Source organism: Aureispira anguillae (assembly GCF_026000115.1).
Classification (GTDB): domain Bacteria; phylum Bacteroidota; class Bacteroidia; order Chitinophagales; family Saprospiraceae; genus Aureispira; species Aureispira anguillae.
Genome location: NZ_AP026867.1, coordinates 6,231,419 through 6,253,614 on the forward strand (window position 1 = coordinate 6,231,419; position 22,196 = coordinate 6,253,614).

Annotated in this window: 18 protein-coding genes; 7 read left to right on the top strand and 11 right to left on the bottom strand. The window is 35.5% G+C overall.

Features of this window, described 5'->3' with window-relative positions:
* Positions 1-13: 13 nt before the first annotated feature.
* The 8 genes from AsAng_RS24405 to AsAng_RS24440 form a co-directional block, all read right to left on the bottom strand.
* Positions 14-2,119: a hypothetical protein gene (locus AsAng_RS24405; RefSeq protein ID WP_264789730.1), complete on the bottom strand. Its 2,106-nt coding sequence runs from the start codon at positions 2,117-2,119 to the stop codon at positions 14-16.
* 315 nt (positions 2,120-2,434) lie between these two features.
* The gene (locus AsAng_RS24410) at positions 2,435-3,877 is read right to left on the bottom strand and encodes an O-antigen ligase family protein (protein WP_264789731.1); all 1,443 of its coding nucleotides are present in this window, start codon (positions 3,875-3,877) and stop codon (positions 2,435-2,437) included.
* Positions 3,852-4,997, bottom strand: a complete 1,146-nt coding sequence (locus AsAng_RS24415) for a GumC domain-containing protein (protein WP_264789732.1) — start codon at positions 4,995-4,997, stop codon at positions 3,852-3,854. The genes AsAng_RS24410 and AsAng_RS24415 overlap by 26 nt, the downstream gene beginning before the upstream one ends.
* A 174-nt stretch (positions 4,998-5,171) precedes the next feature.
* On the bottom strand, positions 5,172-6,626 hold the full coding sequence (locus AsAng_RS24420) for an MATE family efflux transporter (protein WP_264789733.1): 1,455 nt from the start codon (positions 6,624-6,626) through the stop codon (positions 5,172-5,174).
* Between the two features lie 133 nt (positions 6,627-6,759).
* Complete coding sequence (locus AsAng_RS24425) at positions 6,760-7,902, bottom strand: DUF4340 domain-containing protein (RefSeq protein WP_264789734.1); 1,143 nt, start codon at positions 7,900-7,902, stop codon at positions 6,760-6,762.
* 352 nt (positions 7,903-8,254) lie between these two features.
* Positions 8,255-8,740, bottom strand: coding sequence for a hypothetical protein (locus AsAng_RS24430; RefSeq protein ID WP_264789736.1), 486 nt, complete (start codon positions 8,738-8,740; stop codon positions 8,255-8,257).
* A 38-nt stretch (positions 8,741-8,778) separates the two neighbouring features.
* Positions 8,779-9,714: a class I SAM-dependent methyltransferase gene (locus tag AsAng_RS24435; RefSeq protein WP_264789737.1), complete on the bottom strand. Its 936-nt coding sequence runs from the start codon at positions 9,712-9,714 to the stop codon at positions 8,779-8,781.
* Between the two features lie 154 nt (positions 9,715-9,868).
* The gene (locus AsAng_RS24440; RefSeq protein WP_264789738.1) at positions 9,869-10,978 is read right to left on the bottom strand and encodes a hypothetical protein; all 1,110 of its coding nucleotides are present in this window, start codon (positions 10,976-10,978) and stop codon (positions 9,869-9,871) included.
* 191 nt (positions 10,979-11,169) lie between these two features.
* On the opposite strand from AsAng_RS24440, the gene AsAng_RS24445 reads away from it, so the two are divergent.
* From AsAng_RS24445 to AsAng_RS24470, 6 genes are all read left to right on the top strand, one after another.
* The gene (locus tag AsAng_RS24445) at positions 11,170-11,784 is read left to right on the top strand and encodes a tetratricopeptide repeat protein (RefSeq protein ID WP_264789739.1); all 615 of its coding nucleotides are present in this window, start codon (positions 11,170-11,172) and stop codon (positions 11,782-11,784) included.
* Between the two features lie 206 nt (positions 11,785-11,990).
* A complete protein-coding gene (locus tag AsAng_RS24450) occupies positions 11,991-13,793 on the top strand; it encodes a tetratricopeptide repeat protein (RefSeq protein WP_264789740.1) in 1,803 nt (600 codons plus the stop codon).
* A 334-nt stretch (positions 13,794-14,127) separates the two neighbouring features.
* Positions 14,128-15,033 carry an ATP-grasp domain-containing protein gene (locus AsAng_RS24455; protein ID WP_264789741.1) on the top strand — a complete coding sequence of 302 codons (906 nt, stop codon included), beginning with the start codon at positions 14,128-14,130 and terminating at the stop codon, positions 15,031-15,033.
* Positions 15,034-15,036: 3 nt separating this feature from the next.
* Positions 15,037-16,575, top strand: coding sequence for a sensor histidine kinase (locus tag AsAng_RS24460; protein ID WP_264789742.1), 1,539 nt, complete (start codon positions 15,037-15,039; stop codon positions 16,573-16,575).
* A 48-nt stretch (positions 16,576-16,623) separates the two neighbouring features.
* Entirely contained in the window at positions 16,624-16,965 is a 342-nt protein-coding gene (locus AsAng_RS24465; RefSeq protein WP_264789743.1) for a hypothetical protein, read from the top strand.
* Positions 16,966-16,996: 31 nt separating this feature from the next.
* On the top strand, positions 16,997-17,521 hold the full coding sequence (locus AsAng_RS24470; protein ID WP_264789744.1) for a class IV adenylate cyclase: 525 nt from the start codon (positions 16,997-16,999) through the stop codon (positions 17,519-17,521).
* On the opposite strand, the gene AsAng_RS24475 is transcribed toward AsAng_RS24470, so the two are convergent.
* Positions 17,510-18,217: a ComF family protein gene (locus AsAng_RS24475; protein ID WP_264789745.1), complete on the bottom strand. Its 708-nt coding sequence runs from the start codon at positions 18,215-18,217 to the stop codon at positions 17,510-17,512. The genes AsAng_RS24470 and AsAng_RS24475 overlap by 12 nt on opposite strands.
* A gap of 339 nt (positions 18,218-18,556) precedes the next feature.
* On the opposite strand from AsAng_RS24475, the gene AsAng_RS24480 reads away from it, so the two are divergent.
* Positions 18,557-20,560 carry an autotransporter outer membrane beta-barrel domain-containing protein gene (locus AsAng_RS24480; RefSeq protein ID WP_264789746.1) on the top strand — a complete coding sequence of 668 codons (2,004 nt, stop codon included), beginning with the start codon at positions 18,557-18,559 and terminating at the stop codon, positions 20,558-20,560.
* Between the two features lie 54 nt (positions 20,561-20,614).
* On the opposite strand, the gene AsAng_RS24485 is transcribed toward AsAng_RS24480, so the two are convergent.
* Positions 20,615-20,989, bottom strand: a complete 375-nt coding sequence (locus tag AsAng_RS24485; protein ID WP_264789747.1) for a hypothetical protein — start codon at positions 20,987-20,989, stop codon at positions 20,615-20,617.
* A 327-nt stretch (positions 20,990-21,316) separates the two neighbouring features.
* Positions 21,317-22,003, bottom strand: a complete 687-nt coding sequence (locus tag AsAng_RS24490; RefSeq protein ID WP_264789748.1) for a hypothetical protein — start codon at positions 22,001-22,003, stop codon at positions 21,317-21,319.
* Between the last annotated feature and the right edge of the window lie 193 nt (positions 22,004-22,196).

The following is a 22,196-nucleotide window of genomic DNA, read 5'->3' on the forward strand; positions in this document are numbered from 1 at the left end:
CTTGCATGATAAATTAATAGCCATACTCTTTATATAAAGTATCAATGACATTTCTTTGACTAGGATGAAAATTAATTAGTGCATCTTTTACCTCATGAACTAACTCTGGACTATTTGTAGTTAAGGCTGAAAAAATTTCAACATTGGTAAAACCTGATACGCTATCTTTTACGGGATCTGCAATATTTAATGGGGGACCATTATGAGTTTGATCATCCATTAAATCCCAATACAAGCCCTTTTGCAGCCAATACAAATTCTGATAATAATGGTTATGAGGATTATCTCTTTCTGATTTTCTATATACAAATCGTTCTCTTTGTTGATCTTCGAAAACTGAAAACCTAGCGGAGACTTCATTATTTAGACCATAGTGAAGGTCGGCAAAATAATAACCAATATGATAGCCCCACGATTCAATTAAAGCACATCGTTCATAATCTGTAGTCCCCTTAAGTCCATAGCCTCCATTGGCTATAATTCGTTGAATATTGCCAACCCAATATTCATTTTTATTGGACAAGGCATAATAATGAGCGGCATGCCCGCATTCATGATAAATGGTTTCTTTTACTGGATCTGATGTAAGCTCAATCTCTCGCCCTCCATACTGATAAATTATATCGGGTAGATTAGCCAACATGTGGGTTAAAAACAAAGGCATCATTGTCCCCACCAATGCCCCCGTACCTGGCAAAAACATATCCACTAAGCCCATGGTCGTAAAACCAGCCGTTGTGCCTACAAAACTAAAACCTCCTGCAATTGTCATTCCTGCCCCTGGGCTTGTCCGCATGATATGGGATAACATGGGAGCAGAAGCTGCACCTCCTTCATTCATCAACATAATATTCAGATCAGGAGCAGCAGGCGGCAAACCTTCCTGTGCAGCATACCAATCGTATTCATAAACGGCATTATTGGTTAAGGAAGCAAACCAAAGCATTCTGTGTAGGCTGCTATTGTCAGTATGCCGATGATGCCGAATGTTTAAGTTGTTATAACCTGAAATATGAATGCCTAAATTCTGAACAATGGGATGCCCAAATTCTACAATATACAAATCTCTTAGACCACTTATTTTGAGTCGATTGCTTTCGTATTTCAAAAAGCCTTGGATCGGACCAAAATAGTTAAAGGGAATGTACCAACAGCCCTCATTGGTGGTCCAAACACTTCTGCCTGTAAACCACAGATCTCGAATGTAGATTTCTACATTTTTTACTCCTTCCCAACCCAATTGGGTGTCTTCTACTCGTACACAGCCCCCAGGTTTGCTGCCAAAAACACTGATTGGACAATCGCAGCGATTACTGGTTGTGCCTCCTGTATTGGTCGGTAAGCCTGTAACGGTGGCATTGTGCAAACAAAAGGGCCATAAAGGTCCCAGCCGACAAGGAAGCCCAAAGGGCTGTATGGTGCCGCCATTGTTTGTTGTTGTTCCATCACAATCCACATTAGCAGCCAAGCAATTGGGATAATTGGGACAAGTAGGGGCACAAAAGTTGACTAGCTCATTCTTCGCATTGTAATAATCATTGCCTGTACGGCGAAAGGCTTCTGCGGTTAAAAAAGAAGAATAAGGGGCTAAGACCAATTCATCAATAAGGGTATAAGCGACTCCTACAGGAAATTGAAAGTCGGGTTTAACCACTGCATATTGATAGGTGATTGCTCCTGCTGGAAGACTTGGATCGTGGTAAAAGTTACCCACTTGCTCAATCTCATATTCCAAGGGAAAGTCAAATAAATGAGGATCATTTTCATGGATGTCATTATTGGCTACAGCATAGGAATTAATCGCCTGCTGTAACTCCTTAAGTTCTTGTGGTGTTTGTGGCTGAAACCGAACGTACCAATGCGTAGTAGGCAATGCGGTTTCGCTATCGGAAGGGTACAATTGGTTCCATGCGGCGGTCATATTGGCGACCGTATAAGGATTGACTCGCTTGGCACCAAGGACAGTTTGCTCAACGGTTGTGTTTAAACTTCTTGCTCCTACTATAATCGGAGCTTTACTTTCTTTTTTCGCTGTTATTCGTTCTTCTAGTTCTTTATCCTTTTGACAAGACCAAAAATTACAAACTAAGAAGAATAGGACAATAAATTTAAGGTGCATATTGTATTGAATTTTAATTTTTTTATAGAACGGGGATAAAATTATTCTAATACAATATATGCATTCTGCTTAACGAAATTCGAAATTTATAGGGGTTAAATAGAAAAAAAATCTCTTTATTTTAATTGTTATATAAAGTTGTAAGATTTTGATTAAGTTTAGGTTATGGGCAATAAAAAAACAAGCCTTTAACAAAAGGCTTGTTCTGTTTTTTTTATACAGGCTGCACGCTCAATAAAATGGGTATAAATTATATTTTGGAATAAGATACTATTTAACCAAAGCAAGGAAGGAGTTGCTCAGTTTGGAGGGATTTTATTCCTTTTCCTTTTTTTCTTCTTTGTTAATAAGATCAATAATAACGATGATAGCGATGTTAAAAAAGAAAAAAGAACCTATTTTATCTGTTTCAATCATATCATTCATCAGCAAAAAAGCATCAATAATAATGGTTGAAAGAATGGAGGCCATCACTATATCTTTGCGTTTCCTATCGGGGGAATTATGATAGACTTGTTCCCCATATATAATGGTCATATAAATGAGCGCCAAAAAAATAATTAGCCCAATGATTCCCTGCTCAAGTGTTGTCATCAGATAGTAATTATGAATACCTGATTTTTCGAGGTTATCACTAACATAAGTAGAAAATTTATTTAGCGTATAGTGCTTATAGAAGTGATAAAAATTTCCAGGTCCAAATCCAAAAACAGGCTTTTCTGCAATCATTTGAGTTCCTGCAATCCAACGATAATAACGTTCCATGGTTGAAACATCTTTTAGCTCAGAAGTAGAAGAAACAATGTCGGCCAATTCGGTATGAGCTACAGTTTGTTCTGTTGGAACCAGTTCCATGAATTTATTTTCTGCAATCAAAAAAGAAAGAATGCCTGCTAATCCGATGGTAACAATAATTGCGGCTAATTTGACAATACGTAGACGAACTACCCAATAAACAATAGGCGCTAATGCAACAGCAACATAAGCAGCTCTTGTGTAGGCCGTAATAATACCAAAGGAAATAACTAAAAGTGCTATTTCAGCAAACCGTTGAGATAAATTAGAATTCGCCCATTTTCGGAGATACCATAAGAAGGGTAGAAAAACCGATAAGATGGCAGCATAGTTAACATGATTGCGAAAAAATGGAGGACAAGCTGTATTAATCATCTTGAACCCAAAATCTAAACTGGCATGATGTAAAATTACTTTTGTGGTGGCAAAAGTAAGAGGAACGGCGACTAACCAAAGCAGTCGATCTAGTTTTTTTTGATCTTTTACAAGGTGCCCTGTGAAATAAAAAAAGGTAACTACATACCACAACTTAGCCAATAGAAATTTAAAGGAAAAACCGAAGGCTGAAGAAGTAAATGTACTGATAGCAATCCACAGAACATGGGTTGCTATCAGTATAGATAATGGGTGTTTGATATACTTGGCGTTGATACTCATTGGGTTGGTGAGTACAACAAAAAAATAAATGAGCATTAGCCCTACAATCAAGGGTTCCGTCGGCAAATCGGTCGCCAAGTGATCGGTTAGAAATACTTCTGTAGATAAAGGGATCGACATGAATAATAAGAAATAAATTTTCTCATAGTCAACCAACACTTGAAAAACAAAAGCAAGGGCTATCGGTATTAAAAATGGAATAGGAGTTTCAAAAAAGATAGCCGCTAATACAGATAGTAAGATAGAAAGGGCATAGCCTTTAAATAAATTATACGAATATTTACGTATGGTTAATTGGCTTCTCATATAAAACGTCTTTCCAATTTATGCGTTTGTACGCATCTAATATTAATACTCCAATAACTCCCAAAATTATAGCAATTAGAGTTGATCCAATAACCATAAAAGAACGAATAGGATAAGATTTTAAGTTGGGAACTTGCACGGGTTCTAAAACAATAATACCTGCTATATTAGAGTAGGCATGTGTTTTAAATTTTGCAAATTGTGTGATAATTAAGGATAGTTCTTCATTGAGATTAGCAATTTTTGTCTCCCAATAAATCACAGGATCTCGTCCTTTGTTAAAAGCATAAATATCTGAAGAAGTTTCTATATCTGGATTATTTGTAGAACCACCACGCATCAGTTCTCGTTGACGAAGCGCCCCTGCAATACGAGCTTTGACATTGATAATAGAATCCCTAGGAGCATTCATTTCTTGAAAAGTAATTAACTTGGCTTGGTCATAAGCGAGTCTTCCTTCTAAGGTAGTTAATACACCAGATAATGTGATACTTTGTTGCTTAACATCAAAAATATTAAATTTTTTGCGAAGCGTAGTCAACGTATCGGCTACTGTAATGAGTTCAGATTCCTTTTCAGCAATTGCCTTTTCGTAGGTTTCTTTGATCAAGCCTTTGTTACCAGAAGTTGCAGCGCGATATAACTCTTCTATTTTGTCAAGTGCTGCAATCACCATATCATACGCTACTTGAGGATCTTTGTCTTGGATTGATATTTCCAAACCACTGTGCTTATTTCGTTTGATGTCATAAAGTTTTCGAAAGTGTTTTTCTACTCTGTTTTGACCTTTTGGGGTGCTAACATCAATATTATAACGATCACCAAGTTTGAATTTTTGGATCATATGGCTAACAAAGGGAGATGATTCTGCAAAAATTAACACACGGCTAACCGCATCATCTCCTCCATATAAGGTTAAATTACCAGCAGAATCAAAGAGTTTCTGTTCTTCATTAGTAGGAACAAAAGTAGCATAGGCTGTATAATAATTGTCTAATAAGGAGGAAACAATAATAGAGCCAATCGTAACACTTATAATCAATATAAGTAATGGTTTTTTCCATCGGTATAGAATGCCAATAATGTCTAATAAAGAATAGTTTGTTTTTTCTTTACTCATTGTCTTGTCTATATTTATAAATTAGTTTTTCTTTAAAAGAATCAAGTTTTGCAAGGGATGGATTTTAAAAAGAACATTTAAATAGTCCTATTTTAAGCAACTTCTTTTATAAAAAATTGATTGAGTACTATTAGAGAATATCGTAATATTAAAATCTCTGCAAAAGTAGAAAAATTATATGGTTTTCGCTTTAAAAATTGATAAAATGCCAGCTGCGTCTAATATTTTAGTCAATAAGGCCCATAAGACAGCGGCAAAACCTGCCAGTACAAAGCGAAACATCCAGTGTATGTTGATTTCTTGCAACCCTAAATTAATGCCTACCACTCCGATTATAAATAAGCTAATTTGTGCGACAAAAGTCCAACTCCATTTTACTTGAAAAATTCTGCGTGCTAGTTCTAACTCTGCTAAGGCTACAAATGATTGTGTAATGATTGTACTGATTGCTGCTCCCCATGCTCCATATTCTAAAATTAGAAAATAATTGGCAGTGGCATTAATAACAATTCCCAAGACAAAGACGAGATTCATTGCCATAAGGTTGCCATTGGCTGTTAATAAAGTACCCACAATCTGAATAATCCCAATAGAATTGAACCCAATCATTAATAAAATGAGCACCTCTGCCATGGCTGGACTATAATCATTGTAAAGCAATTGCATAATTTCATCGGCATTAAAACAAACGGCAATGCTAAAACTTAGGGTAATCATTAGCATAATACTATTGCTTAGTTTCCAGAGTGGCTTTACATCTTTGTTTTGCTTGATGGTTCTAGCAAACATTGGCAATAGGAGCCCTGCAAATAAAAAACAAATCATATTAATGGCATCTAATAGGCGATAGGCTGCCGCATAAATATACCCCTGTTGATTTCCTGCCTGTGTTATTGGGTCATAAAGCAATCGATCAATCATAACGGCATCTATTCGAGTGTAGATACTCATTAATAAAACAACCAATGAAAAAGGAATGCTTTGTTTCAGAATAGCTTTTAATAGAGGGCTGTTCCAAGCTAATTTTAGTCGGGTTTTTAAATATCGACGAGTGAGCCAAAAGGCAATGAATGCCGTTGATCCAAATGCTATACTCTGGGCATAAACAAACCATTCGATGGTGAAATCATCTACCCATGGTCCCCACAATAAAGGAAGGCAAATAAAAATCATAAGAAGTTTGTCCAAAACAGAAAGCAAACTATCTAACCTATAGTGCTGAAGTCCTGAAATATTAGACCGAAAGAAGAAGGTGAGCGTAATGAATATTTGATTCAGCAGCAAGAAAATTAATAAGGTTAAATCTTGCCAAGTATAACCAATCAGTAAGGCTATGCTTAAAGATACAAAAAGGAATAAAAAAGCTAAGCCTCCTTTTAGACCAAGGATATGGGGAAAGTATTTATCAAATAGATAATCATGCTGGGCAATATTTCGGTTATTGTATTGCTGTATACCTAGGTCACTAAGGATCTGAAAAATATAGGAAAAATTGAGTAAAGCAAAGTAAAGACTATAGTTTTCAACTTCATTCTGTACCTTCAAATCAATACCAAATACATAGAAAGGCTTAATAATTAGGTTAACTGCAATTAAAAAGAATAAATTAAGCAGAAATTCTCTATTCATAATGATACTTTGGGCAGTATTGAAGCTCGTCTTTAGCGTAAAGTTGCGTAAAAATGGGATTATAGAAAACCATAAGTTGTGTACGTTGTAAATACAAATCGTGCACAACTTATGGGGATGCCATTAGACGGCTTTATTCTTGTATAACTTTAAATTGTTGATTGCGATCTCGCTCTTTGTTTTCAGGGAAAGATTGTTTGGTTGTGGCCTCATCTTCTCTCAATTGAACAGCTTCTCTTTGGAAGAAAAAGTTATAGCCCCAAAGCATAGAACGAATAACAATATGTTGCGCCAAAAAGAAATTATCTTCATTAATATCTACAAAATAGCGTTGGATTTTTTGGCGATGTCCCGCTTCACCATCTCCTCGATCTGCGCTTGGGTTGTAAATGGAATAAATGCGAAAAACTTGTGGTTCATTATGATAACTCGCTTTATAACTTACCACAGCAAAGGGTGTTGTTGTGATGGTTGTATCTCTTAAGTTTTTATCATAAATAATTTGCTCTGCTGCAATAACATCAAAATCTTCAAAATAAGTACTTGCATTGTCTTGGTTGACTTGCTCTTGAGTAAAAGCTTCAACTTCCGCATTTAGTGGTTCTACATTAAATTTACCAGAATTAAGCTTAGAAATTTTAAAAGATTGGGTACGTTGGCTAGGAGCTTGGTAATCAACTTGAATGAATTCTAATTTGTTGATGTCATTTCTAAAAATAGCTTTGTCTCTCCAATCTGCTTCTGTGGTAATAAAACGAGTGCCAATTGTTCCTTGAAAATTAGGAATATAAGCCACATAAGGTTGGTCTGACCCTTCCATGATTGCTAAGTTCCCCGTACCACCATTAGTCATTGCACCAACATAATAAACCCGTAGCTTGTTTTGATCTTTGTCATAAATTTCAACCTTAGTTGATTTGGCTGCTAAGGATTTTACGGCATTATCCATTGCTGCACTATTGATTGGCTCTCTGGTGCGAATTTTTTGAAGCGTTTGCAAAAGGGTATAAACCGCACTGGGGTTGGCTCTATATTTTTTGCCTGTAACTTTATTGGTATACGTCCAATTTAAGTCTTCTACTCGCTCAATCAATGCTTGATTACCAGATCGATCGGTCAAAAAAACACGATTGATAGGATCAATATTATTTAATGCAAACATAGTATGCAGGTTGCCTGCATAAGTGTCCTTTTCCATGTTTGGATTATTCATTTTCCAAAACGCAAAGGTTCCTAGCCCACAAAAAAGGACTACTAATACAATTATTCTACCCATAATTAAAACTGATTTTTTGCCTCCTATTATTTTTGACAGAGGCTTTTCCACAAAAGTAAAGAGTTTTTATATTAGCTTGTTTGTTTTTCGGCTTTTTAGCAAAAGAAAAACAATATTTAATAAAAAAAGAGCGCACAAAAGTAATTTAAATTTAATAAACTTTTGTCAACTGATTTTGGATAAATCAAGCTAGGCAATAGGCTTAAATAACTACGCACAATCATTTTTGCTTCGTTACTTGATTGATACATAATATCAACTAGGGGTATGGTTTGCCTATTGGTAATTAGGTAGAAAGTTGGATAAAAGCCCTTTTGTTTAAAGGGGCTATACAAAACAAATACTAGAGTCTTTAAATGGCAATGATTTTCCAATCGCCATTAATTTTTCGCAAGACAAAACGAGCCATATCTCCAGCGGTAAAAACACGAGTATTTCCAGCAGCAATTGGCTGTGCACCATCAAAGAAAAAGTCACCGTTTTGTAGATTTAGATGAGCAGACCATTCTGGAAATTTCTGATCTAATTCTTGCTTGTTGTAAACCGTTGGGGCATAATTTTCTTGATACATCTGGAAGGTAACAGGCATATCGGGGCGGAGTGGGTTTTCTGAACAAAATAAGCGACGCATCTCAGCGGTAATGGTAATGGTCTGCCCTCCTTCAAAACTAGTAATTCGTTCATCTAAGTGATCGAACATAAAATCGCAATTTTGATCAAAAAAGCTTTGAATTACATTTAACCCGAATGTTCTTGCTGATTCTCTATCACTTTGTGCAAAAGAAGCAGTGATGAATAAAAAGAAACTACAGCAAATAAAAAATATTTTTCTGTTCATTATGGAAGTTGTTTTAACGAATTCATATCGAGTATATTCTAGTTCATTTTTGAATACATATAACAATGACTAATGGCTAACTCTTTGGTACTAAAATTACTAAAATCTGAATGAATTTTCAAGGAATTGACCGCTTCTATATCCCCAGGTCTAGTTTCTGTATCGGTTAGCGGAATATTTAATTCTTGATACAAGTTGACAAATTGAGGAAATCGCCATCTATTTTGAGGCTGAATACTATTGTCAATAATCTTGTCCCAAGTAGTGTTGCTGTACTGTAGAAAGTTATAAATATTGATGGAGTGATCAAAATGTGCAAAATGATCGGACATATCAATAAAATGAGATTGAAAGCCAGTAGGAGAGACAATCCGTTTAAACTCTTTTAGTATATCCTTCAGTACATCGGGATAAACATGCTCAAAAGTATTATTAGAATGAACCAAATCGATAGAGCCTGTAGGAATATGACTTAGCTTTCTAGCATCCATAATGATATAACGAATGTTTAACCGAGCTAAAATAGTTTCAAAACTAAGCGTTTCAAAGTCTTTATGAATTTGCTGTAAGGTGGCAACTCGTTCGGGAAGAGCATCGATATATTGACTTAATTTATTCTGTTCTATTAGGTCAATAAAACGATCAATGGTATCTTTTAATTTCTCTTTGTTGGTGAGGTTGGAAATGTCTACCGTGTTGATCTCAGAAGCTCCAGACAAAAAGAAGCTAAAAGGAATAACAGGGTACCAACCCGTTCCTAATTCCAGTGTTTTTTTTCCTTTAATAGGACCACAAAACTGCTGAAAAGCGCTAATATGATGTTTTACATGCTCTAAGCGATCGTAGAAATATTCATCTCCCAAATAAACACCTTTGGTGATGTTTTTTTGGAACCAATGGTTAATTTTATGCCCATTAGGCATGAATGAGATGGTTTTTTGGATAATAGCCTTTAAGTGCCACTTACGTATCATTGACATATTTTTTTTACAAATAAGCTACAAATATAGTAGATATAATTTAAATGAGGTGCATAAGGTAGATGGACAAAATTAGTATACTATTAATTAACGAGTATTTTTAACGCAGCTAGGGCGGAAAAAGATGCTTAATTTTTTGTCCAGCTACTTATTGAGGAGGGACGTTTGCAATATTTTCGATGGCTTGAACAATGGCATCTAGTTCTTTTGGATAATTAATAAATGAATTGGCTTTGCCCCGCCCGTCCCAAATTGGGATGGTAATGATTTTTCGGCGTACTCCTTTCGTAATTGCAATTCGCAGAGCAATCGGTCTAGGTTTATTAGACAGGCGCTTGATACAATCTTGGTTATCGCAGGTGTAAATTTGATCAAATTCAAAGAAATTTTTCTCTTCAATATACGCCACCAATTTTTCTAAATTTTCTCTTGAAATATTGTGTTTGCTAACTTGAAGCCCCTGCAATTCACTCTGGTATTCTTTGATAATACGACCGTCTGTCTTAATCAAAATCATGTTTCTATAAACGGGATCAACCCCTCCATAAAAACCACCTCCTACCAATTCTATTTGCATCAGTTCCTTAGGTTCTTCCTTTGCCAATTGGGCACGTCCTTTTTTTGTTTTTTCTAAACGAGCAATACGCCTTTTTTCTCGGCGAGCTCTTTTTGCTTTGCGGCGCTGCCAAACTTTGGGCTTGTATTTGATACCACGTTGTGCCAAAAAATTAGTATAACTGTCTGTCTCTTTGGTTAGGGCGTCTTCTGCAAAATTGACATTAATATCTGGTAAATCATTAGGAGAGCGTTCAAAGGGGGCATCCGCATCTGCAACCCGAATAAAATGGTAGCGATAAGAAGATTTTTTGTTCATGGTGAACTCTAAAATGAGCGCTTCTTCGCTAAAAGAAGCAATGCGCCACCATTCTACCCGCCTAAAATTATACTTGACCTCATTTTGTTCTTTGTTGAGTTGCCAAAGCCCCCCCGATAAGGTTCCATTAAGATAGGTTTGATAACCGTAGTCATAACGAAAGAACAAATAATAGGCATAAGCTTCGTCTGCTTTGTGTATGATGGTATTGCTCTCTGCATGAGTTGTATACGTGTATTTCCACTTCGTATTAACAAATAAATTTTCATTAATAGGAGGGTAAATAGCAGCAGTACTATCCGTAATTTGTGCCAGAGTGGTTGAACACAAAAAAGATAGGATGATCGAAAAGCAACCTAGTAAGATTTGTTTTTTATTGAGCATAAACCAAGAAATTTGGTACTTTGACTTATCTTTGATTGTGTTAATGGCTGATTCATTAACAGGCACTAATAATTATCCCATTAGCGCAGTTTTTGTAGGTGTTCTGATATTACTATAAATGAGTAGTTACCAGCATAGGTAACCATTAATTAAAAATTAACCGTTACAAAAATACTAAAAAATACAAAAAGATGTTACGTTTAACTAGCTATCTGGTAGTTCTTATGTTATTTTTAACAGCTTGCACCTCAAATAATAATAAAATTGGAGAGGACGGTTTTCCTGAGTTTTCAGAAGAAGAATTGCAAGAAATGATGAAAAACAACCCGAAAGTTCAAGGACAGTTGGGGCAGCAGAGGAATACAGAAGAACTCATTCGAAAAATGCAAGAATTACTGGAACAGCAGCCCAATGATTTGGTTGCCAATTATAATTTGGCAAAGTTGTTTTATCAAAAATTTAGCAAAGATAGTTTACAAGAAGATTGCCAAAAAGCCATCCCTTATTTTTCTAGGGTAATTGAGCTAGATGAAAACTATGAAAAGGGGCATGCTTATTACAATAGAATGCTGTGTTATTTGTTCACCAACCAATTGGACGCAGCGATGGACGATATTAATCGTTTTGTAGCGGTAAACCAAGGCAGAACCCCAGTTAATTATCAATCTATGCGAGCAGAAATTTTATTTTTACAAGGAAAAAAAGAGGCAGCTTGTAAATATCATCAGATGGCTTTGGAGGTTGCTCAAAAAGATAGTTTACCCGTTGATAATGAACAAAAATGGGCAGGGCGATGTCCTAATTAATTAGAGCTGACTTTTGTCTAACTATTTAACGTTAAAATTTAGTTATAGAAACAAAAGCAAACGAACTATTTAAGGGCAAAACCGTATCTTGTTATATTGGCACAATGCCTAATAAAATATCCTACAGCGATATTTGATGTTGGAAATAGTTCAACAAAGTGTGATTTCATACTTACCCCCAAATAATATTTAATACAACAATAAGCATGATAAGATTATTTCTTTTTTCAATAGCACTACTAATTGCGAACCAAACGCTAGCACAAACAGCTTCTTTGGCTCGAAAATATTTTTCAGATGGGGAGTTTGAAAAGGCAGCAGCCCTATATAAAGAATTGCATGAGCGAAACAGAGCGAATGATTATTTTTTTGAACGTTACTTTGTTACCCTTTTGGAATTAGAAGATTACAAGGAGTCCGAAAAAATGATAAAAAAATCCATCAAGGCTGCTCCTGAAAAAGTAGAACGCTATGTTAGTTATGGAATTTTGTACGAACGCCAAGGCAATCGAGATAAAGCAAACGAACAGTACGCTAAGGCGATCAAACTCTTAGCGCCCAATCAAGTTCAAGTTGTGAAATTAGCCAATGCTTTTATTAAAAATAAGGGCTATCAATATGCTGTAGAGACCTACGAAAAAGGAAGCAAATTGATGAAAATCAAAAATATGTTTGCCTATGAAATGGGCTCGGTTTATCGCCTAAAAGGGGACATTCCTAAAATGATAGAGAGCTATTTAAATTGCTTGGAATATTTACCCAATAGAATGACTAATATTCAGGCCTTTTTTCAACGTGAACTATCTAAAACAGATGGTTTCTCTGAACTCAAGAAACAACTCTATGCTCGAATCAATAAACTACCAGAAGTAACCATTTATCCCGTTATGCTCATTTGGGTGTTTGAGCAACAAGGGGATTTTGAAAATGCCCTTAGACAGGCTAAAGCATTGGATAAGCGTCAAAATGAAAATGGAAATAGAATTTATAGATTAGCGCAAACTGCTATTCGAGAGAAATCTTATGATGCGGGGATCGATGCTTATAATTATATCATTGAAGAAAAAGGAATAGATAGCCCTTATTATATCGATTCTAAACGCTATGTTTTAATTGCAAAACGGGATCGATTGGTTGAAGGGTTTAAGTATACAAGGGAAGAATTGCTTACCTTAGAAGCAGAGTACGAGGCTTATATCAACGAATTTGGACGGAGTTATACAACAGCTGGAATTATGCAAGAAATGGCAGAGTTGCAGGCTTTTTATCTCAATGATCTAGACAAGGCGATTGTCGTTTTGGAGGAGGTTATTAAAATGCCTCAATTGTCTAGGATTGCACAAGCTGAAGCAAAAATTGACCTAGGCGATTATTATCTAATGCAGGGCGAAGTTTGGGAATCTACTTTACTTTACTCTCAGGTGGATAAAGAAATGAAAGATGCGCCTCTAGGCGAAATGGCACGCTACAAAAATGCTAAATTGTCTTATTATAAAGGGGATTTTGAATGGGCACAAGATCAATTGGATATTCTTAAAGGTTCTACATCTGAACTGATTTCTAACGATGCGATTGGCTTATCGGTATTTATTTTAGATCATTATGCCTTAGATACAACTGCAAAACCAATGCAGATGTTTGCTAAGGCGGAACTATTGATGTTTCAGAATAAATTTGATGAATCTATTGTTGTGATGGATAGTATTTTAGAACAACATGCAGAACATGGATTGGGGGATGATATTTTATTTGCTAAATCAAATATTGCCTATAAAAAACGGGATTATACCACAGCTATAAAACTACTAGAGGACATACCTGTTAAATACAAAGATGGAATTTTAGTAGACAATGCCCTTTTTAGAATGGCAGAAATTTATGAACAACGACTTGGAGACAGCAAAAAGGCAATGGAATTGTATGAAAAGATTCTTTTTGAGCATTCTGGTTCTTTGTTTATTGTGGAGGCAAGAAAACGTTTTCGAAAATTACGAGGAGATGGTGTTTAATAAAAGCTTTGTATTTTTTATCTTAAAATAAACACTGGAGGTTGCTTCCTAATGAAGTAGCCTCTTTATAATTTTAATCGCTCTTTGGCAAATCGAACAGAGCTTGCGACCTCACAAACAGAGTGAGTAACAAGGCTCACGCAGTAACCACAGAGTAGCAGCGAAGCTAATCGTGTGGAAATTTTAATTAACGCCCTTAATTATGCCGTTTGGGTATTAGATTGTAGCAAGCTAAAAACAACGTGATCTAGGCTCTAATATCCCAAATAGAAGCATTTTACCTTACGTTTTACGATTAGCACACAATTTGTAAAAAAAACATCTTAATAAAAAAATGAAACCATACGATATTGTATTATTAACGGAGGCTAAGTATATGAATCCTACGGAGGTAGATTGGTATACAAAACAGGTTTTGGTAGAGGATGGATTGGTGCAAGCAGCACTTGAAAAAAAGGGCTTGACAGTAAAAAAAATGAACTGGGATGCCCCTGATTTTGATTGGGCTAGTACAAGGGCTATTATTTTTAGAACTCCTTGGGATTATTCAGAGCGATTTGATGAATTTTCTGTTTGGTTAGAACAGGTGGTTACTCAAACGCATCTAATCAATTCACAGGCACAAATTAATTGGAATATTGACAAGCATTATTTATTGGACTTGCAGAAAAAGGGGATACGAATTCCTTTGACCAAAATTATCGATCCTCAGTCCAAAACTAGCCTAAGTGATTTGCAAAAAGAATTAGGATGGAAAGAAATGGTACTGAAACCAACCGTTTCAGCAGCTGGACGACATACCTATCGCCTGACCCCAGAAAATATAGAAAGTTACGAATCTTTGTTTCAAACCTTAATTGCAAAAGAAGCAATGATGTTGCAGCCATTCTTGTATAATATTACCAAAAAGGGAGAAGTGGCTTTTATGCTTATTGATGGGAAGTATACACATGCTGTGCTTAAAAAGGCAAAAAAGGGAGATTTTAGGGTGCAAGATGATTTTGGCGGCTCTGTAGAAGTCTATCAGCCTTCAAAAGAAGAAATCGAATTTGCAGAAAAGGCGGTTGCTGCTTGTTCCGAAATGCCTACTTATGCTCGGGTAGATATGGTGTGGGACAATGAAGATCAAATGGCTTTGTCTGAAATAGAACTAATAGAACCAGAAATGTGGTTTAGAAATGCTCCATCTGCTGCGGATGAACTTGCAGAAGTAATTGTAACTAAAATTATTAAACAATAGAGAATGACTCAAAAGGCAATTTGGAAGATTGTTGTTATGGTAACCAGTGCTTTGATCGGCATCTTTGGGATGCAGGTATATTCTATTTTATCTGCTTTCCAACTCAATAGTGAGCTATTTGATGGGAATATTCACAGTGCATTGGATCATATTGTTTCTAAGTTGGAGCAGACAGAATTAGAGAAAACAGCTGCTTTGTATAACTTGCCACGTTTAACAAGCATTACAAAACCCAACTCAAGAGAGCTTGCTACGGCATTGGAAGTGAATGAAATCTCAGATTATTATTTAGCCGATTCTAATCGAACCGTGCAATACTCTGCGGTGGATACCTTACCCAAACAGGAGGTTGAACACTTGGTCGATAATTTTAAAACAACAGAAACGACTCGGACATGGACCAAGGGAAAAAACAAGGAAGCTTATATGATTCATTTTGAGCGCTTTTTTGTGCATCATGGCATTGTCAAAGACATCCCCGTTCAGCAACGAATTACCATCAAATCTTTGGATACCTTGTTGCAGCAGGAGTTACTGGATAAGGGAATTACGACTTCCTGTGCCTATGGGGTTTATTCTACCAAGGATGATGATTTTGTGATGTTAAATCCTGTTGCTAAAGATTGTGAAGAGCGATACTTACAGCCCTCAGATTTTAAATATTCTATTAGTTTGTTTCCTAGTTCTAATGAACAGGTTGCCCGTTTATATGTTGATTTTCCTGGTAAAAGAAGCTTTCTGTGGAGTGGTTTATGGTTGCATTTAATGAGTACGTTTATTTTTACAGGAATTGTCATTTTTTGTTTCTATTACACCATTAAAGTTATCCTAGAGCAGAAAAAGTTATCTGAAATGAAGAACGACTTTTTAAATAATATGACCCATGAATTTAAAACACCTATTGCAACGATTTCTATTGCGACAGATACCATCAAAAAATGGATAGATAAGGGGCGAGCAGAAAAAGCAATGCGATTTGTGAATATTATAGAGGAAGAAAACAAACGAATGAATAGCCAAGTCGGTAAAGTATTGCAGATGGCTAGGATCGATAAGCGAGAGTTTAAACTCAATTTGGTAGAGGTTTATGCAGAAGATGTCATCTTAAATGCTGCTGAAAAAATTGCCCTTCAAGTAGAACAAAAAGGAGGACAAGTTATTTTAGATTTGGAAGCTAGCAACTCAATCATTCAGGCGGACGAAACTCATTTTACAAATATTATCCACAACCTCTTGGATAATGCCAATAAATATTCTCCAGAGCAACCTGTTATTACGATTCGAACAAGAAATGCTGGTAATGGTTTTTTGTTTGAGATAGAAGATAATGGACTTGGAATTAGTAAAGAAGCCAGAAAATATATTTTTGATAAGTTTTATCGTGTGCCAACAGGAAACCTACACGATATAAAGGGCTTTGGTTTAGGGTTGAGTTATGTACAGGCAATTGTAACGGCACATGGAGGTACAATTGATCTTCGGTCAGAAGTTGGAAAAGGTTCTACGTTTATTGTGTCAATGCCTTTTAAGCAAGATGTATAGGTAGTGTTGTGATGAGGGAGGATTTATAAATTTATAATGATGAATAGAATGAAAAAAGAATTGTTGGTTCTGCGACAAACAGCGGCTTTTGTTCAGAAAGATTTTGAGGTAGAACATATCCCTAGCGATGTTACAGAAGCAGAACTATTGGCTTTTTTAGAACATTTTATACAAAATTTAATAGATAACGATTTAGAACAATTATTTTATATCTTGTACCGTCTGGATATTAATGAACGGAAAGTTCATCAAGCACTAGCTCCTAGTGCTTCTGAGCTGCCGCATCAAGTATTGGCTCAGTTAATTTTTCAACGTGAAAAACAAAAGGCAATTACTCGTATAGAATATGCAGCAGAGAATAAGGATGAAGGGGATGGTTGGAATAATTAATTATATAAACTTTAATAGGTAGCAAAAAAGCATGGGTTGGATCAATGTAGAAATTAAGGCAAGCTGTTTGGATATAGAGAAACTAGCACAAATATTGGCGGAGCATCAAGCAGATTATAAGGGAGAAGATCATCAGATTGATACTTATTTTAATGTGCCCAATGGGCGATTGAAATTAAGAGAAGGGAATATCGAAAATGCACTTATTCACTATCATCGAGACAATCAAATAAAACCCAAAACCTCTTCAATTACTTATTATAAACCAGGGGATAGTAAGGATTTAAAAGCTACTTTAACAGAGGCCTTAGGTATAAAAATAGTTGTAGATAAAAGGCGAAAAATATTCTTTATTAATAATATTAAGTTTCATTTAGATCGAGTAAAGGAGCTTGGAACCTTTGTTGAAATAGAGGCTATTGATGAAAACGGAACAATCGGACAGGCATTGTTACAAAAACAGTGTTATCAATATATGGAAATATTGGGCATAGGGGAAGAAGATTTATTAGCGATCTCTTATAGTGATTTACTTTTAGAACAATCAATTGGCTAAAGCGATTGCAACTATACTAACTTTTACTCCTCCTATTTCTAGTAATTTTTGAGCACAAGCTTCTAGTGTGGCCCCTGTTGTAATTACATCGTCAACAATAAGTAGATGCTTCCCTTTGAGGTCTTCTACTTGTTTAAGGCTAAATGCATTTTGCACATTAGAAAAACGGTCAAGCCGAGATTTTTTGGTTTGAGTTTCTGTATAATTAACTCTGTATAAATAGTCGCTAGACCATCTTTTTTGCATTCCGATGGCTAATCCCTCTGCAAACGCAGCTGCTTGATTGTACCCCCTTTGGTGTTCTTTTTTAGGATGCAAAGGGACAGGGATAATGCAGTTTATTGTATTGTAAGGGGCTGTTTCTTTTAGCATAGTCCCATACTGTTTTCCCAATTCTATTCCTATTTGCGGCTTGTTTTCATATTTTAATTGATGAATCAGGTGTTGCAACAATCCTCCCTTGTTAAATGCAAAACTTGTAGAAGCATGCTCTAAATCTATTCTTCCCCAAAAACGATCTAATACAGGATTGGGAGTTAAGGTATGATAATTAGTGGGACTTATGTGATAGGTACAATGAATACAGATACAAGTTTGTTTTGAGATTATTTTTTTTCCACAAGCTAGACAAAGTCTAGGGTAAATTAAATCACTAAAATTCTGTAACAAGGTAGAGATTTTTTGGAGTGTATTCATTGCAAGAAATTGAGTAAATAGTTTAGATTGCTTTTTTTTGAAAAAAAAAGTACAAAAGGCTTATTTGTAATGTGTTGATAGCCATTGTTTTATGATAGCGGTGTGTTTTTGTTTTTTTTACTTTGATAATCAGTTGATTACACTGTTGGTACTCAAAGATATAAAAAAAAACACATTATTATATGGATAATAAAAGAATGGATTTTTGTCTTTTTTTTGAAATAAAAGAATGCGATATTGGTTAAATAACTAATAATATATGGTTTTTCTGCGTTTAAAGTAGTAAATTTAATGTTCGCCCAATGTGACACTAAATTTTTCACTAACTATATTATTATTATGAATAAAAAATATACTATAACCCTAGCGGCTGCCTTGTTAGGCTTTTTACCTATTAATGCGCAGAATGTCGGAATAGGTACTGCCACTCCAACTGCTAAATTACATGTTAACCAAACAGCAGGGGTAGATGGTATTCTGGTAGACCATGCAGGTGCAGCAGGCAATTCGTTAGAGTTAGTACCTACTAATACGGCTAATGGCAGTTCAGCACTTTGGATTAGAAATGGTTCGGCTGGGGCAGGAATCAATAACGAAATGTTGAATGCAGCGAGTACCTCTAGTTCGATTATCTCTAATAATGCAGGATTAGGAGTTGGATTAAATATTCTCCAAACCAATACAGGGGCAACAGGTGCAGGGGTAAGAATAGATCAGGATGGGACAGGAGCTTTTTCCAGAGGAGTTGATATGTACTTAGATGCTGCGAATAGTGCAACGGGATATACTTTATTTCATTCAGGAACAGGGGCAGGGTTTTACATGGAGTTGAGCGAAGCTACAAATGCTGCTATAGGTTATGATTTGCGTCATTCAGGAACAGGTAGAGGGACCTATACTGATTTATCGAATGCGGCTAACGGTTCAACAGGCTCTGCTTTGTATCATGCAGGGACTGGTCGTGGATTGTATACAACATTAACAAATTCTGCGAATGCAGCAACGGGAACAGCCTTGTATCATTCAGGAACAGGTATTGGAACAGAAGTAGGGATTTTAAATACAGCAAGTACGAATATGGCTTCATCCATCTTTCATGATGGATTGGGAAGAGGTCAACAGATTGTTTTGGGAAATACCACCACACAAGCAACAGGTCTAAGTATTTTTCATCGAGGGGATGGAACAGGACAGTATATTACAGTAAGTGATGCCGCAGCGACTAGGAATAGTTTAGGTTTAATTGTGAATTATAATGGTACTGGAGGAGGCACAGCAGGTGGAGGTAATGCTGTTGAAATTCAGCATTATGGCAATAATGGCAATGCTGTTGATTTATTTATGGGAGATCCTACAGCAGCAGCAGGTCCTACCAATACTACTTCAGAATATGCCTCATTATCTATTACTCATATGGCGACAGGAACTTCTCCAACAGCAGGGCTTTCTAAATCTGCCATTAGTGCTTCTAATAATAGTGCAGATCCTACGATCTTAGTAAATAACAACGGTTCAAATGACGGTGATGGTATCAATGTATTTATTACACCAGTAACGGCTAATTCAGGATCTACAGCTCAAGCTAGAGGGATTTATTCTCAAGCAGTAGATGCTAATGCAGGAGAAGGAATAGGGGTTTATGGATTTGGGGGAGATATGGGAGTTATTGGGTACGCTAGTGGAGGAAGTGGATTTGGATTGTATTCTTTTGCTAATTCTGGATCTGCTGGTGTTAAATCGTTTCATATCGATCACCCCTTAGATCCTGAGAATAAAACCTTGAGTCACTATTCAGTAGAATCGAATGAGGTATTAAATATGTATAGAGGAGTTGTTCAGCTCGATGCTAATGGACAAGCAGAAGTAAATTTACCCGATTATTTTGATGCTACTAATACGAATCCAAGTTATCAATTAACGGCTATTGGTACGGCGACACAACCTTATATTGCTTCAGAAATTAATAATAATAAATTTATGATAGTTGGAGCTCCAAATACCAAAGTTTCTTGGACTGTTTATGCTCAACGGAATGACCCTACTGCGCAATATTTTATGGAAAAATACAACATTTCTGAATCTGTTCGAGCGAAGCGACCTCAGGATGTCGGCAAATATATAACTCCAGAGGCTTATGGGAAAGATAGAACGCATAGTACGGTTTATGATCCTGCTCTGGATAAGAATTACAAAGAACGAGATATGTTTGTAAAACAGCAAAAAGCAATGTCAATTGAGCGTATCCAAGAATCTTCAAAAAACAGTAAAGGAGAAGAACGAGAAGAAAAAGAACCTAAGGGACAAGAAGTTGCACCGAGTAAGGAGGTTGTTGAGTCTAAATAATAAAAAAAACGCAATGATTGTTATCATTGCGTTTTTTCTTTTTGCAAAGCAATTCTAGTTGTCTGCAATCTTAAAAACTAGAGCCTTCCCCTGTTTATCTACGAGTTTGATCGATCCAAAAGAGACATCAGAAAGCGTAAATTCAATTTTAAACTCATCTTCATCTATCGGATCATTAATTAGTGTGAGCGTAGCTTGGTTGTTGGTAATCTCCCAATTTCCATACACCAAGTTTTCACCATCTAAGTTGCCTTCAAAAGATCCATTGATGTTTAAATCTAGATACATTTTTCCATTTTCCCATTTGTGTGCTAACAGTAGATAGGTATCTGCTGCTTCATTATTTAGAGGATGAGAATTGTGCTCAAAAGGGAGTATAGAATTGTTATTGGCGAATATATTAGATACTAATGCAAGTGATAAGAACATTAGAACAATTAGTGAAAGTACGTTTTTACCCATAATTTGTTGTGTGTTAAGTTATAATATTCAAAAACATTTTAAGTAGTAAAGGGACGTTATATATCTTTACGTAAATGAATTAAAAAAGTTAATTAAATATAGATTTTTAGCTGTTATCATTTTTTATTGATACTAAATTGATCTTTTTGATACCCTAAATGTTTTATTATACTTTGTATTTCAGGTACAAAGGTATTATTTGCTTTCTTTTTTAAGAAAAATAATACATTAAATTTGCATCAACAAATATTTAATAAATGATTTTTTTATCCATTCGTAATCAAGTTATTTCTACTAATTAAGCTTGTGTTTTGGTTTAGAAAAAAGCTGAATAATGTTTCCTGTCGGGTCAAGCATCACTAATTTGTTATGAGTTAAGCTAATTAATTGATAGGTTTTATTAAAAAACACTTCTTGGGTTTTGCTGTCTATTTGAACTAATTTTAGTGTTTTTTTACTTTCTATTTCGGAAGAAAAGCCCCACTTCCCACTGATGTCATGGTGATTGATAGAAGCCTCAAATGTTCCTAGTGGGTTAAGGTCAATATACCCTTGTTCAAATACCCATTTTTGAGAAAGAAGCCTAGATAGTGCTAGTTCAGAAGTTATAAATAGTAGTTCTTCACCTTCCTGATTTTGCAAAACCATATTATGACTAGAAATAGCTACAATGGTATATTCTACCTTAAAACTTTTGCCTTTACCTTCTAGCATTTGCTCTTCTTTTAGGATCAATTTTTTCTGATCTTTAGACATAGCCCAAATACCTTCGATTAAGTTAGACTGATCTAATTTTGCATAGAAAGAGCCATCAATTTTTAGATCAATGTAAATTTCTCCATTGACCCATTTACGCATTAATAGAGGTTCGGTCTTTTTTTCGGAGTTATTGAAGTTTACTTTTTTACAGATAGAAGGAGTGGCTATAAGCCCATGATTAAAAGCAAGTAATAGGATGAAAAATAAAATTGGCGTTTTCATTTATAGTGTATGTTTATTAAGTTAAATTAAGTGTACTACAAATGTAAAGGAGTTATTTATAAAAAGCAATTTTTATTTAGACTAATTCTAAATAAAAATGAAAAATATTCTTTATCCCAATTAAAAAATGACAAAATGTAACGGCATAAAAAAACCTCTAATTCGTGAAGAATTAGAGGTCAAAATAATAGTT

Excerpts from the sequence above, each read along its gene's own strand:
- AsAng_RS24465 (WP_264789743.1), top strand. The coding sequence starts at position 16,624 with ATGAAAAAAGAATTGTTGGTTCTGCGACAAACAGCGGCTTTTGTTCAG.
- AsAng_RS24460 (WP_264789742.1), top strand. The coding sequence starts at position 15,037 with ATGACTCAAAAGGCAATTTGGAAGATTGTTGTTATGGTAACCAGTGCT.
- AsAng_RS24475 (WP_264789745.1), bottom strand. The coding sequence starts at position 18,217 with ATGAATACACTCCAAAAAATCTCTACCTTGTTACAGAATTTTAGTGAT.
- AsAng_RS24420 (WP_264789733.1), bottom strand. The coding sequence starts at position 6,626 with ATGAATAGAGAATTTCTGCTTAATTTATTCTTTTTAATTGCAGTTAAC.
- AsAng_RS24440 (WP_264789738.1), bottom strand. The coding sequence starts at position 10,978 with ATGCTCAATAAAAAACAAATCTTACTAGGTTGCTTTTCGATCATCCTA.
- AsAng_RS24405 (WP_264789730.1), bottom strand. The coding sequence starts at position 2,119 with ATGCACCTTAAATTTATTGTCCTATTCTTCTTAGTTTGTAATTTTTGG.
- AsAng_RS24430 (WP_264789736.1), bottom strand. The coding sequence starts at position 8,740 with ATGAACAGAAAAATATTTTTTATTTGCTGTAGTTTCTTTTTATTCATC.
- AsAng_RS24455 (WP_264789741.1), top strand. The coding sequence starts at position 14,128 with ATGAAACCATACGATATTGTATTATTAACGGAGGCTAAGTATATGAAT.
- AsAng_RS24435 (WP_264789737.1), bottom strand. The coding sequence starts at position 9,714 with ATGATACGTAAGTGGCACTTAAAGGCTATTATCCAAAAAACCATCTCA.
- AsAng_RS24415 (WP_264789732.1), bottom strand. The coding sequence starts at position 4,997 with ATGAGTAAAGAAAAAACAAACTATTCTTTATTAGACATTATTGGCATT.
- AsAng_RS24410 (WP_264789731.1), bottom strand. The coding sequence starts at position 3,877 with ATGAGAAGCCAATTAACCATACGTAAATATTCGTATAATTTATTTAAA.
- AsAng_RS24490 (WP_264789748.1), bottom strand. The coding sequence starts at position 22,003 with ATGAAAACGCCAATTTTATTTTTCATCCTATTACTTGCTTTTAATCAT.
- AsAng_RS24425 (WP_264789734.1), bottom strand. The coding sequence starts at position 7,902 with ATGGGTAGAATAATTGTATTAGTAGTCCTTTTTTGTGGGCTAGGAACC.
- AsAng_RS24450 (WP_264789740.1), top strand. The coding sequence starts at position 11,991 with ATGATAAGATTATTTCTTTTTTCAATAGCACTACTAATTGCGAACCAA.
- AsAng_RS24445 (WP_264789739.1), top strand. The coding sequence starts at position 11,170 with ATGTTACGTTTAACTAGCTATCTGGTAGTTCTTATGTTATTTTTAACA.
- AsAng_RS24485 (WP_264789747.1), bottom strand. The coding sequence starts at position 20,989 with ATGTTCTTATCACTTGCATTAGTATCTAATATATTCGCCAATAACAAT.
- AsAng_RS24480 (WP_264789746.1), top strand. The coding sequence starts at position 18,557 with ATGAATAAAAAATATACTATAACCCTAGCGGCTGCCTTGTTAGGCTTT.
- AsAng_RS24470 (WP_264789744.1), top strand. The coding sequence starts at position 16,997 with ATGGGTTGGATCAATGTAGAAATTAAGGCAAGCTGTTTGGATATAGAG.